The 16,026-nt window shown below is 45.6% G+C and carries 12 protein-coding genes; 6 read left to right on the top strand and 6 right to left on the bottom strand.

Annotation, left to right across the window (positions count from 1 at the left end; translation table 11 throughout):
- Window positions 1-26 precede the first annotated feature (26 nt).
- Both IC230_RS01990 and IC230_RS01985 read left to right on the top strand, forming a co-directional pair.
- Complete coding sequence (locus tag IC230_RS01990) at window positions 27-482, top strand: MarR family winged helix-turn-helix transcriptional regulator (RefSeq protein ID WP_191037285.1); 456 nt, start codon at window positions 27-29, stop codon at window positions 480-482.
- A 47-nt stretch (window positions 483-529) separates the two neighbouring features.
- On the top strand, window positions 530-1,096 hold the full coding sequence (locus IC230_RS01985; protein ID WP_191037284.1) for a YceI family protein: 567 nt from the start codon (window positions 530-532) through the stop codon (window positions 1,094-1,096).
- Window positions 1,097-1,312: 216 nt separating this feature from the next.
- Here the strand turns inward: IC230_RS01985 and IC230_RS01980 are convergent, their stop codons facing one another.
- A complete protein-coding gene (locus tag IC230_RS01980; protein WP_191037283.1) occupies window positions 1,313-3,403 on the bottom strand; it encodes a carboxy terminal-processing peptidase in 2,091 nt (696 codons plus the stop codon).
- A 97-nt stretch (window positions 3,404-3,500) separates the two neighbouring features.
- Window positions 3,501-4,277 carry an FKBP-type peptidyl-prolyl cis-trans isomerase gene (locus IC230_RS01975; RefSeq protein ID WP_223860184.1) on the bottom strand — a complete coding sequence of 259 codons (777 nt, stop codon included), beginning with the start codon at window positions 4,275-4,277 and terminating at the stop codon, window positions 3,501-3,503.
- Window positions 4,278-4,628: 351 nt separating this feature from the next.
- Between IC230_RS01975 and atpA the strand changes: the two genes are divergently transcribed.
- From atpA to IC230_RS01960, 3 genes are all read left to right on the top strand, one after another.
- Entirely contained in the window at window positions 4,629-6,203 is a 1,575-nt protein-coding gene (gene atpA, locus IC230_RS01970) for a F0F1 ATP synthase subunit alpha (RefSeq protein WP_191037282.1), read from the top strand.
- Window positions 6,204-6,298: 95 nt separating this feature from the next.
- Window positions 6,299-7,183, top strand: a complete 885-nt coding sequence (gene atpG, locus IC230_RS01965) for an ATP synthase F1 subunit gamma (protein WP_191037281.1) — start codon at window positions 6,299-6,301, stop codon at window positions 7,181-7,183.
- A 456-nt stretch (window positions 7,184-7,639) separates the two neighbouring features.
- Window positions 7,640-8,209 (top strand): DUF4136 domain-containing protein, encoded by a 570-nt coding sequence (locus IC230_RS01960; protein WP_191037280.1) that lies wholly within the window; start codon window positions 7,640-7,642, stop codon window positions 8,207-8,209.
- Window positions 8,210-8,279: 70 nt separating this feature from the next.
- Here IC230_RS01960 and IC230_RS01955 read toward each other — a convergent pair whose 3' ends face one another.
- From IC230_RS01955 to IC230_RS01940, 4 genes are all read right to left on the bottom strand, one after another.
- Window positions 8,280-9,209 carry a DUF6607 family protein gene (locus IC230_RS01955; protein WP_191037279.1) on the bottom strand — a complete coding sequence of 310 codons (930 nt, stop codon included), beginning with the start codon at window positions 9,207-9,209 and terminating at the stop codon, window positions 8,280-8,282.
- 203 nt (window positions 9,210-9,412) lie between these two features.
- Window positions 9,413-9,943, bottom strand: coding sequence for a ferritin (locus tag IC230_RS01950; RefSeq protein WP_191037278.1), 531 nt, complete (start codon window positions 9,941-9,943; stop codon window positions 9,413-9,415).
- A 112-nt stretch (window positions 9,944-10,055) separates the two neighbouring features.
- Window positions 10,056-10,412, bottom strand: coding sequence for a hypothetical protein (locus IC230_RS01945; protein ID WP_191037277.1), 357 nt, complete (start codon window positions 10,410-10,412; stop codon window positions 10,056-10,058).
- A 78-nt stretch (window positions 10,413-10,490) separates the two neighbouring features.
- Window positions 10,491-11,861 carry a peptidoglycan DD-metalloendopeptidase family protein gene (locus IC230_RS01940; protein WP_191037276.1) on the bottom strand — a complete coding sequence of 457 codons (1,371 nt, stop codon included), beginning with the start codon at window positions 11,859-11,861 and terminating at the stop codon, window positions 10,491-10,493.
- 1,337 nt (window positions 11,862-13,198) lie between these two features.
- On the opposite strand from IC230_RS01940, the gene IC230_RS01935 reads away from it, so the two are divergent.
- Window positions 13,199-15,937, top strand: a complete 2,739-nt coding sequence (locus IC230_RS01935; RefSeq protein WP_223860183.1) for an ExeM/NucH family extracellular endonuclease — start codon at window positions 13,199-13,201, stop codon at window positions 15,935-15,937.
- Window positions 15,938-16,026 lie beyond the last annotated feature (89 nt).

The raw sequence follows: 16,026 nt of genomic DNA, 5'->3' as shown, positions 1-16,026 counted from the left end.
AAATACATATGCATTATCTTTGTGCTATGTCTATCGAAACCGATATCAAACAAACCATACCGTTTAGAACGCCTTATCATCGGGTTATGGTGAATCTGATTTATACCAGCAACTGGCTGATGGATAGTCAAACGCGGGTATTGAAGCCTTTCAAGGTTACGCTACAACAGTATAATGTGTTGAGAATTCTGCGTGGTCAGCATCCTAGCCCGATCAAAGTGGCGGATATTACTGAGCGGATGCTCGATAAGATGTCGAATGCATCAAGACTGGTCGATAAACTGGTCGCTAAGCAACTTGTACAACGTACTGAATGCCCCAGCGATCGTCGGGCGGTTGACGTTTTGGTTACTGATAAAGGGCTGGATCTGTTAGATAAGATCGATGTTTATTTAACGGAATGGTCTGATTTGCAACGGCAAAAATTGACCGAGGAGGAGGCTTTGTTGCTTAGCAAACTGCTGGATAAATTCCGGGGTTGATTCATTACGTAGAGTTTTTTTTACCTTAATATATCTATATACAACCAATGAAAAAAGTGATTATGGCTGCGGCCCTGCTATTTTCGTCAGCGGGCGCTTTTGCTCAAACCTGGACGCTCGATAAAGCACATTCTAACCTGGGCTTTACAGTAACGCACATGATGTTGTCGGAAGTAGATGGTAAATTTCAGGATTTCGATGTGAAAATGACCTCATCAAAACCTGATTTCACCGATGCTCAGATCGAATTAACGGCGGATGTAAATAGCGTTAACACGAATCAGGAAAAGCGTGATGGCCACCTGAAAACGGCTGATTTCTTCGACGCTGCTAAATATCCAACGTTGGCTTTTAAAAGCAAGTCGATCAGCAAGGTATCCGGCAATAAATACAAGCTCATGGGCGACCTGACCATGCACGGTGTAACAAAACCGGTAACCCTCGATGCCGTGATTACGGGCCCTGTAACAAACCCACAAAGCAAGAAAACGTTAGCTGGATTTAAAGTTACGGGCGAAGTAAAACGGGCTGACTTTACGTTAGGTAAAGCTCCAGAAGCTGTCGTCAGTGATGAAATCGGCATCCGCGCCAGTGGTGAGTTGGTTAAGAACTAATTAGCCGCAAATAGGCTAGTAACACGTAGCCCATTTAGAAATAGTTTTATACTTAAAATCGGAGTCTTTACGGGCTCCGATTTTTTGCTTGTTACGTTTGGTATAACTGGAAGGCCATTTATACAGTTATGATACGTAGCATCTACAATACAGAAAGGCCCGCTCGGCAATTTGCCAAGCGGGCCTTTCTGTATTGTGTATTTTCCTTACAGGTCCTTATTTATTCACCGCTAAGATATAATCAGCCAGCACTAAGCCTGCCTCATTGAGATACAAATCTTTCTTCTTCTTAGGTGCATTCGGTGAAGGTGTACCGGTTTCATCGATCGGAGCACTTACCTGCGACACTTTGTTCGCGGCAGCCCGTTTGCGTTCAGCCTCTTCACGTTCTTTACGACGTTTCACCTCCTGCAGCGAAACAACTGTGTTCTCTTTCGCCTTCTTGAAATCAGCCAAATCCTGCGATAATTGCTTTAGTTCAGGATCTGATTTGAGCCGCTGATCAAAGCGGTCACGAAGACGGGCCAGAATTTTATCATCGATACCCCGTGATTGTTCGTAGCGAGTCGAATTGATCTGATCCCAGGGAAGAGCGCTTTTTTGCGAACTTTCACCGTATTCTTCGGCTGAAAAAGCCGATGGCAGTTCGATATCAGGCGTTACACCTTTGTGCTGGGTGCTACTACCGTTGATGCGATAGAATTTCTGGATCGTCATTTTAACCTGACCGACTTTCTCTGGTTCTTTCGGAAGCCATCTGTTCAGGTCGATTAATGTCTGTACGGTGCCTTTGCCGAAAGTCTGACCACCAACAATAATACCGCGTTTGTAGTCCTGGATAGCAGCCGCAAAAATCTCCGAAGCCGATGCGCTGAAGCGGTTTACCAGAACCGCCATTGGGCCATCATACGTTACGGATGGATCTGGATCAGTGTAGACTTCAGTTTCACCAGTTGATTCGCGTACTTGTACGACTGGGCCTTTTGGGATAAATAATCCTGTAAGGTCAATAGCTTCCGTAAGAGAGCCCCCGCCGTTATCGCGCAGGTCAATCACAATACCATCAACTTTCTCGCCTTTTAGCTCGTCGATAAATTTCTTTACGTCGCTGGTCGTGCTGCTGAAGCCTTGCTCATGCTTACGGGCACCTTCAAAGTCACGATAGAACATGGGAATATTGATAACCCCAATTTTGAACGGTTTACCATTATCCGAGACTTCAATGACTTCTTTCTTAGCTCGTTGTTCCTCCAGCTTTATTTTCTCGCGAACCAGTCGAATCTCTTTTGGTGGAGCACCCGCCAGGGCATCAGGTGAGATTACATGCAATCGCACAACTGTACCTTTGGGCCCTTTAATGAGTTTGACAACCTCATCGACCTGCCAGTTCATGGTGTTAACTATTGCTCCATTATCACCCTGCGCTACGCCTGCTATCTTATCGTTAACCTTCAGCAAATTACTTTTAAAGGCTGGGCCTCCCGGCAGAACGCTGGTGATTTTTATGTATTCACCATCTTCCTGTAGCATAGCACCAATTCCTTCCAGCGATTGGCTCATCTCCTGATTGAAACGATCGGCGTTGTTCGGTGAAAAATAATTGGTGTGTGGATCAAGCGCTTCAGCAAACGAGTTCATATAAATCTGAAATACGTCTGCACTTTTGATACGATTGATGGCTTTGTCAAGATTCGTGTACCGTTGCTTCATGGTTGCGGCAACAACACTATCCTTGCGATTCCCTAAGCGTAGTTCAAGCTCCTGATTTTTCAGGATTTTGCGCCACAGATCATTTTGCTCTTCAACCGTTTTAGGCCAGGGGGCCTTATCCCGGTCGGTATTAAAGCTCTCGTCTGCTGTAAACGTAAAGGGCGTTTTTAATTGCTCTTTGATGAATTCACTACGTTCCTTATAGCGCTGACGAAACACGTTATATATATCGTAGGCCGCTGTTAAGTCGCCATTGATAAGGGCATCATCAATCTGATAGCGATATTTCTCAAATGCTGCTACGTCTGACGCTAGCAGATACGTCTTATTACCATCCACTTCCTTAAGGTAGTTATCCCAGACAACTGACGATAAAGAGTCATTGAGCCGTACCTTCCGGTAGTGATAGGTCGTTAGCAGTTTTGCTACCAGCGTTTCTACTTTCTCCTGCGAGATCGACGGCTTTAAATCATCTACCGCAGATGAGGTTGGCGCTACTCTCAGCGTTGCGCTACCTAACGTAGACGCTCCTGATGGCGAATCCGGCTGAAAGCTTAGCATCAGCACGGGCACAAGGGTTACCAGATACTTCTTCATCTATACTACCCAGGTTAATTGCGAATGAGTAAATGAGCCAATGAGCGAATAATCAACACTGTTTTGTTATTCACTCATTGGCTCACTCACAATTCACTCATTGTTTAACAATATCAAGCAACTCTACATCGAATACCAGTGTGGAACCAGGTTTAATATCAGCACCCGCACCACGATCACCATAAGCCAAATCAGAAGGTATGTACAGCTTCCATTTCGAGCCGACAGGCATGAGTTGGAGCGCTTCTGTCCAGCCTCTGATCACTTCTCCAACTCCAAATTCAGCAGGCTGGCCGCGCTCAACCGAACTATCGAACACTTTACCATCGAGTAACCGACCAGTATAATGTACTTTAACCCGATCGGTGGCTGTTGGTTTAGCGCCAGTACCTTCTTTTTCAATAGAATACTGTAAACCGCTGGCGGTGGTAACTACACCAGCTTTAGCTTTGTTCTCGGTCAGAAAGGCAGAGCCTATTTTTTTGTTTTCGGCTGATGCCTGGGTGGCTTCAGCATTACGGACAAGCATCTGTTTCTGCATGAAGTTCTGCATGACCTGCCCAGCCTGGTCCTGCGTTAATTGCGTTTTTTGACCCTTCAGCGCATCATCCAGACCCCGCATCAGCAATGCATTATTTAGGTCTTTTATCCCTTGTTGTTTTAGGTTCTGCGCCATAAACAGCCCAATGCTATAACTGATTGAATCCTGCGTAGAGGTTAGCGCAGTGGTAGTTGGGCCTACTCTGGTCGAAGCGGTCGGTTTAGCACCAGAGGTTGGTTTCGTAGCAACGGGTTTCTTGGTTTGAGCGGTGGCAGATCCGGTGGTAAAAATGGCCGTAACAATACCGGCCAGCATCCATTGGTTGAACTTCATGCGAATAAGCAAAAGGAGTAAAGCAATAACTGATTTGTTAATAAAACGTGAATAGGTAGCAGAAAAGTTTGGCAACCTAAGGTTTTGGTAAAATTTCGTTTACCATTGATTGTAAAGGATCGAACGATAAAAATACCTTTTTTAGCCTGTATTCGCTAGGATTATTTATCGAAAATAGCCTGAATGTGGACGAACGGTTTTCTACGGCTGCTAGCGGTTTGATACTACAGACGTGCTTTATTGGAAAAGTCTAACATTCAGCCGCTAATTATACGAGAGAACAAGTTTTTATTAAATTTTAATCGTACCTTTGCGGCCGAAAATCAATCTTAAAAATCTCTTTTTATACATATGGAATCCGTAAGACCCGACGAGATATCAGCCATTCTGCGCCAGCAACTGGCCGGAACCCAAACCGAGGCTGAACTCGAAGAAGTCGGTACGGTGCTGCAAATCGGCGACGGCGTAGCGCGTATCTACGGCCTCTCGAAGGTGCAGGCCGGTGAATTGCTGTCGTTCGACAATGGGCTTCAGGCCATGGCTCTGAACCTGGAAGAAGATAATGTTGGTGCCGTATTGCTCGGTGATTATTCAGACATTAAAGAAGGTGACACAGTTAAACGTACCGATCAGATTGCTTACGTTAATGTAGGTGATGGTATTCTTGGCCGCGTTGTCAATACGCTTGGTCTGCCAATAGACGGTATGGGCCCAATCCAGGGCGAACTGTTTCAAATGCCGCTGGAACGGAAAGCGCCGGGCGTAATTTTCCGCCAGCCGGTAAATGAGCCACTGCAAACGGGTATCAAGGCTATCGATGCTATGATTCCCATCGGTCGTGGTCAGCGGGAGTTGATTATTGGTGACCGTCAGACGGGTAAAACCGCTGTGGCTATCGATACCATCATCAACCAGAAAGAATTTTACGACAAAGGCCAGCCTGTTTATTGTATCTACGTTGCCTGCGGGCAGAAAGCGTCGACCGTAAAGCAGGTAGAGCAAACGCTACGTAAAGCGGGAGCGATGGACTATACGGTGGTCGTATCAGCCAATGCATCAGATCCTTCACCGATGCAGTTCTTCGCGCCATTTACGGGAGCTGCCATCGGTGAGTTCTTCCGTGACACAGGTCGTCCAGCACTGGTTGTGTATGACGATCTGTCGAAGCAGGCCGTAGCTTATCGTGAAGTATCGCTGTTGCTGCGTCGGCCACCAGGCCGTGAGGCTTATCCTGGAGACGTATTCTATCTGCACAGCCGGTTACTGGAGCGGGCTGCTAAAGTCAATAGTAACGACGAAATTGCTAAAAATATGAACGACCTGCCACCAAGTCTGAAAGACAAGGTAAAAGGCGGTGGTTCACTGACAGCGTTGCCAATTATCGAAACGCAGGCGGGTGACGTATCAGCTTACATTCCGACGAACGTAATTTCGATCACCGATGGTCAAATCTTCCTGGAGTCGAACTTGTTTAACTCAGGTATCCGGCCAGCCATCAACGTAGGTATTTCGGTATCGCGTGTGGGTGGTAATGCGCAGATCAAGTCGATGAAAAAAGTGGCTGGTACGCTGAAACTCGATCAGGCTCAGTTCCGCGAGTTGGAAGCGTTTGCTAAGTTTGGCTCTGACCTTGATGCGTCCACTAAGCTGACGATTGAGCGTGGTCGACGGAACCAGGAAATGTTGAAACAACCGCAGTATTCGCCGGTTCCGGTTGAACAGCAAGTGGCTATTATTTACGCGTCGACGAATGGTTTGCTCGATAAAGTGCCAGTCAACAAAGTGAAGGCGTTTGAAAGCGAGTTCGCGATGGTACTAAGGGCGCAGTATCCGAAGGTTCTGGAAGATCTCCGGGCTGGTAAAATAACCGACGAGGCTACTGCAACGTTGAAGAAAGTAGCCGCCGATCTCTCAGCACAATACTAAAATTAGTCAATAGTCGTCAGTCGATAGTTTCGGGTAATAGATAAAGTTACCTAGCCTATCGACTGACGACTGACGACTGTTGACTGATTACAAAAATGGCCTCACTGAAAGAAGTACGCGCTCGGATTGCTTCGATTAACTCGACTCAGCAGATTACCAAAGCAATGAAGATGGTATCAGCTGCTAAGTTGCGTCGGGCGCAGGATAACATTACGCAATTGCGGCCTTACGCGCAGAAGCTGTCGCAAATGCTCGGTACAGTTTCGGCAGGTGCTGAAACGGCATCGGAAAGCCCTTACAAGCAAGCTCGTCCTATTGATCGGGTATTGCTTATCGTCGTTACATCGGATCGTGGTCTATGCGGTGCTTTTAATTCCAACGTGGTAAAAGCTGCACTGGCGCTGATGGACGAAAAATACTCGGCGCAGGCTCGTTCGGGTAATGTCGAAATCATGGCGATCGGTAAAAAGGGAGCGGAAGCATTCCAGCGCCGGGGCTTTAAGGTGAATAAGAATCACGTTGAGGCTTTTACTTCGCTGAATTTTGCCACTGTCCGGGCTGCTGCTGAAGAAGCGATGGAAGGCTTTGCTAATGGACGTTTCGACGTAGTCGAAGTTATTTATAATGAATTCCGGAACGCTGCTGTGCAGATTTTACGGACTGAGCAGATGTTACCCATTGTGGCCACAGCGGCTCCGGGCAGTACGTCGGCTTCGATTAATTACATTTTTGAGCCGTCGGAAGAGGAGATCGTTACCGAACTGATTCCGAAAACTATCAAAACTCAGTTGTACAAAGCTGTGCTGGATTCTAACGCATCTGAACACGGTGCTCGGATGACCGCGATGGACAAAGCAACGGACAATGCTGGTGAACTGCTGAAAGAACTGAAGTTAGTCTATAACCGAACCCGTCAGGCCGCCATTACGACCGAAATTCTTGAAATCGTGGGTGGCGCTGAAGCGCTGGCTAGCGCCTAACGTACGTTAAACTATTCTGGTAAAGCCACTGCTCAAACGGGCAGTGGCTTTGTTTTTTTAGAATGATTGCAACGGTTTCGTTGAAAATAGCGTCATGGGTAGTAGAAAATAGTAATTGGATGCATTTATGAATGCACGGCATAGTAGGTTCCCTCTTTAACAACGGCTAACGGTACGTTATTGAAGCACTTTTAAGAATGTATTATCCGGCTAAATCAGCTAAATAAATCTGAAGAAATCTACCGGCAGATTCAGAGAACTTAAAAGCCTGTTAAAAATACTTAATCGAATTCTTGTGTCTGATTATCAGTATTTTACGATTAAGGAGATGCTGTAAATCAGGCGAAGAAATCGGAACGAACTAGCCCAGTTTTTAGTTATAAAGATGCAGTATACGAACCGCTGTTTCTTTAACGTTTATTAGTCGGTTCGGTACTAATTAACGACTCAAATTCCATGAAACTCAAAGGCATAATCACCAGTCTTTTCGTCGTCGGCACGCTTGCATCGTGCGCGCCAGCCATTACGGTCAAATACGACTATGATCCTAAAGTAAACGTTCGTCAATTCACAACATATCGTATTGAAGCCGATCGTCAGCGTAACGCCGACCCTATTGTGGGCAGTAACCTGAATCAACGTCGGATTGCCGATGCGCTGGACCAATCGCTCAAAGGACGTGGTTATAAACCCGTGACGCAGGGTGAAGCAGATTTGGTCGTTCGATTCTTTATGGATTCGAAAGACAAACAGCAAATCCAGTCTAACAACATGTATTCGCCTTACTCATGGTGGTACGGCGGCATGGGTAACAACGTTTACTCTCGTCAGTACGAAGAAAACCGCGTTGTTATTAATGTTCTGGATGCCCGCACGAATGACATTGTCTGGCAGGGCTGGGCAACAGGCCAGTTAAATAGCCGGAATAAGGAACGTGATCGTGATCAGGCTTTCCGTGAAACGGTAACCAGCATTATGAAGAACTTCCCCGAGAGCGCAGGCCAGGACTATGGCGCGGCTCGCTAAGAAGTTTTGAAAAGGAAAACCTGCCATCCAAGGATGGTAGGTTTTTTTATGCACTTGGAATTATGAAACACTACTTCAAATATTTCTCGATAGTCTGACGAATAAGTTGGCGGCTGGCTGCTGAGTTGTACGTTGATTTTTGGGCCATCATTGACAACTCATCCAATTCCCGACCTAATACCTGACCTTTCACCTGGCCTTTGATAGCAACTACATCACGATTGACCAGTAGTTCATTCCAGACAGCCCGTACATCTGACCAATAGGCCCGATTTTGGGACCACCATACTTTAGCCGCCTGACATTTTGCTTCGTCAATACGTTTGTAGGTATTTAGTCCTTTTTCAGAAGCCAAAAGCTGATCGCTTGCTTCCGTGCGCATGATTTTGTCATTATCCTGCTCGTGAACATAACCGTCGGTCCGAATTTCATGATGATTGGTTCGGCGCAATACGTTATAGTCTGATCGTTTCGTGTATTCACGGCGGGGTAGGGGGGAGTCGGCAGTGCTTTCCCAATACGTGCGTCCATCGGCATGAATCCAGGTAGCCGAGCCTTCGTAGCGAGGACTATCGTCTACTTCAAAAACTTGCTGCGTCCATTGACCTTTAACCTGTGCGGGTGTCAATTTCTCCCGCTTCCAGGACGCATTTTGGCTGAATTTGAGTAAGCTGGTATTCTGATAAACCCAATCTTCACGCCAGTGCTTAACTACGATGGTGTCACCTATAACCAACAGGTGCTGGATGACAAGTTTAGTTGGCTGAGTTACTGACCCTACTGTTTCATCAACGAATACCCACTCGGTGCCTTTAGCTGTGTAGCGATCTTTAAAAACGTAGTTTTTATTAGGTGAAAATGTTTCAGCGTACAGAAAACTGACCTCATGACAACCACATTGCCCTTTAATAGCTGCGATGTCATTAGGCTTGGGGAGTGGTTGACCAAACGTATTGGAAACGATAAGTAAAGCAAATCCTACAAATAAAGACAAACGCATGGCAATGTGACTGTTACGTAAGACGACTATGGGTAGCGTAAAAATAGTGGGATTATGTACCGCTCACAAGTCTTCTAATTTTGTCTGTACTCATTACTTGCTCGACTGTTCATAAGGCGTTGAAAGGCCAGGTTATGAATTCTTTAAATGCAAAAAAGGCACCCACTACGTAGTGGATGCCTTTATATTCTCTCATAGGTTGGTTATTCGAATGGATTGCCATCATACGTAACGCTGGCAAGTTTTTTATCGAGATAGTATACTTGGTCGGCTGGAATCTGATCGATCAGTTCAAGGCAGCGACGGGCAATGTACTCTTCTTCTACCTGCTCTCTTACGTACCACTTCAATAGCTCTTCAGTAGCGTAATCGTTTTCCCGACGGCAGATACCGATGATACGATTGATCGAGTCTGATACAGCAATTTCCTGATCCAGAGCGCCTTCAAATACAGAACGTAGCGAATCAAACTCCTGAGACACTGCGGGAATTTCAGGTGAATAAGCTGTACCACCTTGGTCGCATAGGTAATGAAACAGTTTCATGCCGTGCTTACGCTCTTCTTCTGATTGCTTATAGAAAAAGCCCGCACTGTAGTCTAGCCCGTTCCGGTCGCACCAGCCTGCCATCGCTAAATATTTCGATGACGAAATCATTTCCATTTGTATTTGCTGGTTCAGAGCCAGCTCAACGCTTTCTTTAACTGAGGTGCGAAGTCTTGCTAAGTCTTTCATAATAAGTGACCGTTTCCGGTGAGAAATCCATATGACAAAACAACACAAAAAAACCGACCCTTGTTGCGGAGCCGGTTGATTATCAGGAAATTTAGAAAAAGTCTATTTATGCTTATTCGGAAAGGGTACAACCACATTCGCGCAACATGGCATTCAACTCCAGCATGAGTTTGGCGCCAGTGAGCAATTCACGCAGATGAACAACCTCGCAAAGCGTTAATACGTAACACCGTTCGGAGCGTGGAGGAGTCAGAATTTCGACATCGTGTTCAGCCGCTGTACTCAAAGCCATTTGCCGAATATCGACAGTTTCAACCATACGACGAAACTGCGCAAAATCGCGGGCAGATAATTGAGTATGGGTGTCCCAAAATTCCAGAATCAGGCGATTACTGGCATCACATTGATAAACAACACCTCTATCGGTCCGAAATACTTCTTGGTACGTTACGGGTACGTTACTCGTCATGGTTACGGAAATGAACAGACAAATATAACGCGTAAACGTTAATTTAGATAGCGTCTAAACAAGAATTTAATTAAGATTTTAACGAACGGTTGCCTTGGCAGGTTTATTCGAATCAATTGTTAAGGGCAGCCAACCGGTTAGGCCATCGGTACTACGTACTAACTGAAACGAATTGGTCACGGCCAGTACATCCACTGACGATCCAGGACGTAAATTCTTTATAACAGCAGCCTGATTGTCAGCAGCGTCTAACAGATTGCCAGCTGATAACGTCAGACGCTGGAGCGACCGTTTCGACGCTTCGATAGTACTGCCAGCTATGTATCCCGTCCGTCCGTCTGGCATTTCGACACGAAGCCAGGTTTCAGTACCCCCTTGGATTGTCAAGGCTGAGGCTTTAGGCAACTCTCGTACGATAGGCGCATCGCTGTGAGGAGCCGACCGAACGATTGAGCGGGCGACGGATACACGCACAGTATCACCTAATCGCGACGTAGCGACCAGCGGCTGCTTAGCCGGACCGCGACCAAGTCGGATAAAAGGCAGTGGGTCCGTAGCACCATCCATAGTGCCATAAATACCGAAATGTAGGTGCGGGCCAGTCGTGCGAGCATTGCCTGTGTTGCCAACATAACCAACCGTATCACCAACCGACACACGTTGTCCGTTCGTTACGTTCCAGCGGTCAAGGTGTGCGTAATAAAGCCGTATGCTACGTTCATTATCGATTAGAAATGCTACGTTGCCACCTAGACTGTTTGAGCCAACACCCGTAATGACACCATCGACTGACGCTACAGCGGGCGTACCTTTAGGCGCAAAAATGTCGACACCCTCATGTCGACGACGTCCACCATCACGAGGAGCACCAAAATAACTGCTGATTTGCCGACTGTCGCGACCCTGTACCGGAAACGCCAGGGCAGGTTCACGCGTGATGCTAATGGTATAACTACCGCTACGTAACAATTCGGGTTGGACTCGAATCAGAAAGCTCTGCGTTTTTCGAGGTTCCCACGATACTACGTTCGTATCGGCTTTAGAAGCGGTAATTAATGTAGTGCGATTACGCTCTTCGAGAGAAAATACGTCAATGAAAACTTGTGTCGCTTTTTGGCCCTGTGTTTCGACCCGTATCAGGAATCGATCACCCCGTTGCGCGTCGAGCCGGTAGCCAACGGCGAACGCTTTGTTTGCTGAAAAATAGCCACTTTCCCGGTATGGTACGGTGATTTTGAGGGAGTCACGTAGCGCCCGTTCGCCCGCTTCAAGCCAGTCTGTGCCCAGGGCCGTACGATCAAGTTTAGCGGATTTAAGTGACTGACCATATTGCTCGCGTGGGGAGGTTGGTCGGAACAAACTCGTATTAGGACCCACACCTGTGCAGGCGCTGACCCAACTAATGAGTAAAGCAATCCAGAAAGAATAAAATAATCTATTGACTATCATAGGTTGTTTGCCGTGCACTAAGCGCTTTTACTGTGATTCTTAGTCGGAAGAACATACAGTCTAACTAAAGTAGTCTACTGCAATTCCCCTGACCAAATTGATAATATAAAGTTTATAGACGAATGAGTGTTCTTAACGATATTAATCTGAAGTTTGTATTGAGCTGGAAAATTTCAGTCGCCGGAAATAACTACCATAATACTAACCTTCGTATCTATCCTTTGTTAGTAAAGACCCGCCCCCATATCACTCTACGTAAGTATCAATGCTACTAAGTTAGATACCAATTACGAAAAATGTTATATAAAATAATAAAATGTAAATCTTCCTAGAAAAAACTTTCTTATTCGATTAAGTTATAATTTCTTTACAAAAACTGTAAAAACTATACGTTGATTTACTTTATTACTTAACTATTTATTGCATTTTCGTGAGTGTAAAATAGTATGCATTTGTATTTACTTTTTTAATAGTGAATACAAATGGATAATAAAATTGATTTATTAAATAACCAAGTAAACAAGTTCGCGTTGGTATCTTTCAAAATATTACGTAGTGTCTACTTATTAAGACGCTCTTTAAGCAATGGATACTAGTCATAGAGCTGCTGTCGCTGCATTACCTTGTTATTTTCTTCTGCTGGGGCGTTTTAGACAGTATAGAATGACGTTAAAATCGTCAATGATATAATATTCTTCTATAATGGAGTTTCGATTATTAATGCCTAGACTTGTTTAATAGAGTAATCTATCATTATACTCGCTGTGATATTATCTTCAAAAAATTTCTCAATTCGGTAACAGAAAAAACTTGTAGTCAAGTAGTTTATTATTTAGATTTTATCAATTCAATTTTTAATTCCAACTAGTCGTTTTGCCAAATTAATCAACAAAAAAATGAAGAAATTTTTCAATTTATTTAATCCCTGTCTCAACCTGAGGAAGAGAACAAACTTTTCTTTCCTAGTACTGATGCTGATGGGTTTAGTACCCCATGAAGTTTATGCTCAATTAATTACAAATTCATTTACAGGAGCAAGCATTTGCCCTACGCCTGGTAATTCATCAAGTGTTATTACAAATGCTACGGTTTCGGAATTTTCTAGACAAACCTTAAATTGTACTAGTGCTGCAAATGTGTTTAATAGCACGAATCTAAGCACGACACCGTCCAGAAGCGACAATAGTTATATTGAATATCATATCACAGCGAACGCCGGATATACGCTAAACCTAACCTCTCTTTCTTTCATCAGGCAGGGTAGCAACACCGCTCCTAATTCTCTGATTGTGTCATATAGTACAGATGCCGCTAATTTTAACTCTACGCGAGTTGATATGGCACCGTCTATAACCCCTACTACTTCTACAACCGTAGGCGCAACATTGACCTGGACTTTTCCATCATCCGTTACAACGGCTGCTGGTGGAACAGTAACATTCCGATTTTATCCTTACGGCACTGTTCGGGTTGATCCTACTGCACCAACGTCTTCAACAGCTTTATCAACAGGCACATTCAGGATTGATGAAGTCAGTTTATACGGTTCAGTTGTGGCTGCATCTGATATTCCGCCGACGGTTACCGGCACAACGCCAATAACTTTGGCATCCAACGTAGCACCTAATAGTAATATTGGCCTGACGTTTTCGGAGCCTGTAACGGCAACTGCTGGTTCGTTCAGTGTATCTGGTTCTACAAGTGGCACGCATACGTTTGTGCTGTCGGGCGGGCCTACTACGTATACGCTGAATCCAGATATTGATTTCGCCGAAGGAGAAACCGTAACGGTAAAGGCATTCGCATCTCAAATCACGGATCAGGATGGAACGCCCGATAACCTGGCTTCGGACTATTCGTTCTCCTTTACGGTGCTCCCCTATATGGATGTTACCAAAATCCATGACATCCAGGGGAGCGGGCTCAGCTTTGATCCTGCTTTTGGCGGCATGCGGAGAATTGAAGGAATCGTTACGCGTGCGTTTTTGGGAACGGCTGGCCTAAGTGGTTTTTATGTTCAGGAAGAGGATGCCGATGCTGATCTAAACGCGTCGACCTCAGAAGGTATTTTTGTTTACGATCCAGCGGGTCTTTTTGTCGGCAATGAAGGTGACAAAGTAAGAATAACGGGGACAGTTGCTGAATTTACCAGCGGGACCAGCAGTAGCTTAACCCAATTGAGCAATCTGCTCTATGTGGAAAATCTGGGAGCCAGTACGTTACCAGCCTTTACACCTGTTAACCTGCCCGTTACAAATGTCTCAGACCTGGAAGCCTACGAAGGGATGCTTGTGACAATGGGAGCGACAACGGGAAATTTAGCCGTGACGGAATATTTTCAGCTGGGCCTTTACGGTCAACTCGTATTAGCGGCTACCGGAGCAAGTAACCAGACCAATACCGACGCCCGGCTTGACCAGTACACGCAATTTAACTCACCGAGCGTATCGGGTTATGCAACGTATATGGCTGAGCTTGCCAAACGAAGAATTTATCTGGATGATGGTAGCTCGGCGTCTTATCCTGCTACAATCAGTTTCGGTCGTGGCGGTAATCCACTGAGCGCATCAAATACACTTCGCGGGGGTGATGAAGTAGCCAGCATCATGACCGTGCTGGATGAGCGTTTCGAAGGATATCGCCTGCAAACGAAGAATGGCGTAAATTTCCAGCCGACGAATGCTCGACCCGTTGCTGCGCCTGCCGTTGGCGGTACACTCCGGGTTGCCAGTGCGAACGTACTGAACTATTTCAACGGGAATGGTTTGGGTGGCGGCTTTCCTACAGCTCGTGGCGCTACTACGCTTGAAGAATTCAATCGTCAGAGAGCTAAGGTTCTTCAAAACCTTTTAAATACGGGCGCTGATATTATTGGTTTGATGGAGGTCGAGAATGATGGGTATGGTTCAGCCAGTGCTATTCAGGATTTAGTGAATGGATTGAATACGTTGACTGCGCCTGGTACGTATACGTTTGTTAATCCGGGAACGATCGCAACTGATGCCATTACGGTTGCAATGATTTATAAACCTGGAGTCGCTAGCGCGGTTGGGGCACCGGCGTCACTGTCAACAAATGCTGATTTTAATGGCGTAGGACGTCGGCCATTAGCACAAACGTTTCAGCAAATCGCGACGGGTGAGATTCTGACAGTAGTTGTCAATCACTTCAAATCGAAAGGATCTAGTCAGGGTGGTGCAGGAGATACGGATATTGTCGATGGGCAGGGAGCTTCTAATGGAACACGCACGCGTCAGGCACAAGCTTTGACCACCTGGTTAGCTGGAAAGCCTACTGGTACAAACGATCCCGATTACCTGATCATAGGCGATTTGAATTCGTATGCAAAAGAAGATCCGATTACGTTTCTGGAAGGGTCTGGTTTCGGTAACTTATTGCCTACTACGTCATATTCTTACGTATTCGATGGACAATTTGGCTCGCTCGACCACGCGCTGGCGACTAGTTCGTTAGCAGCACAAGTTACAGGCGCTGAAAAGTGGCATATTAATTCTGACGAACCCACCATACTGGACTACAACACCGAATATGGCACCAACACAACCAAACCGGCTAGTTTATATGCCGCTGATCAGTTCCGTTCGTCAGACCATGATCCGGTCGTAATTGGATTCAATCTGGTTACTCCAGCTGATTTAGTTCCGATTATATACGCTCGTCCAACTGTTCAGAATGGCCCCGGTGATGTCACTGTCGTAGTGGATGTACTGGAGATAAATAACGTAGCAAGTTCTGGCTTAATTACCGTTAAGGTGAGTAAAGATACCAAAATCAGTTTGACTATGTCGGGTACGGCCACTTCGGTGAACAATCGGACAGTGCAGAACAGCGTATGGACTTTTGATGGTACGTCCGATTTAGGCTACTACGTACTAACCACTTCACAACCTGTTGCGGCTGGTGATAGACTCTCGTTCGGCCTGGAAGGTACATTGACCCCTAACACAACGACAGGTAGTCTGACAATCAATTCAGTTGTTCTGGGTAACAGTGGAGGAGAAACTAAAGTCAATAACAATATTGATGTTGATAAAATCGAGTATTTCCAACAGTAATAGCCAGGGTAAATAAAAAAGTCCGGAACACGTTAATCGTGTTCCGGACTTTTTTATTTAAGGTAGTAGCGTCACAATTAATCAGTCAG

Origin of the sequence: Spirosoma validum, from assembly GCF_014699035.1 — a bacterium.
GTDB classification, from domain to species: Bacteria; Bacteroidota; Bacteroidia; order Cytophagales; family Spirosomataceae; genus Spirosoma; species Spirosoma validum.
The sequence above is the reverse complement of the archived record's forward strand: the minus strand, read 5'-3'. Positions and strand labels throughout refer to the sequence as shown.

What these genes read in the sequence shown, in the direction of transcription:
- IC230_RS01990 (WP_191037285.1), top strand. Translation starts at nt 27, where the DNA reads ATGTCTATCGAAACCGATATCAAACAAACCATACCGTTTAGAACGCCT.
- IC230_RS01985 (WP_191037284.1), top strand. Translation starts at nt 530, where the DNA reads ATGAAAAAAGTGATTATGGCTGCGGCCCTGCTATTTTCGTCAGCGGGC.
- IC230_RS01980 (WP_191037283.1), bottom strand. Translation starts at nt 3,403, where the DNA reads ATGAAGAAGTATCTGGTAACCCTTGTGCCCGTGCTGATGCTAAGCTTT.
- IC230_RS01975 (WP_223860184.1), bottom strand. Translation starts at nt 4,277, where the DNA reads ATGAAGTTCAACCAATGGATGCTGGCCGGTATTGTTACGGCCATTTTT.
- atpA (WP_191037282.1), top strand. Translation starts at nt 4,629, where the DNA reads ATGGAATCCGTAAGACCCGACGAGATATCAGCCATTCTGCGCCAGCAA.
- atpG (WP_191037281.1), top strand. Translation starts at nt 6,299, where the DNA reads ATGGCCTCACTGAAAGAAGTACGCGCTCGGATTGCTTCGATTAACTCG.
- IC230_RS01960 (WP_191037280.1), top strand. Translation starts at nt 7,640, where the DNA reads ATGAAACTCAAAGGCATAATCACCAGTCTTTTCGTCGTCGGCACGCTT.
- IC230_RS01955 (WP_191037279.1), bottom strand. Translation starts at nt 9,209, where the DNA reads ATGCGTTTGTCTTTATTTGTAGGATTTGCTTTACTTATCGTTTCCAAT.
- IC230_RS01950 (WP_191037278.1), bottom strand. Translation starts at nt 9,943, where the DNA reads ATGAAAGACTTAGCAAGACTTCGCACCTCAGTTAAAGAAAGCGTTGAG.
- IC230_RS01945 (WP_191037277.1), bottom strand. Translation starts at nt 10,412, where the DNA reads ATGACGAGTAACGTACCCGTAACGTACCAAGAAGTATTTCGGACCGAT.
- IC230_RS01940 (WP_191037276.1), bottom strand. Translation starts at nt 11,861, where the DNA reads ATGATAGTCAATAGATTATTTTATTCTTTCTGGATTGCTTTACTCATT.
- IC230_RS01935 (WP_223860183.1), top strand. Translation starts at nt 13,199, where the DNA reads ATGGCACCGTCTATAACCCCTACTACTTCTACAACCGTAGGCGCAACA.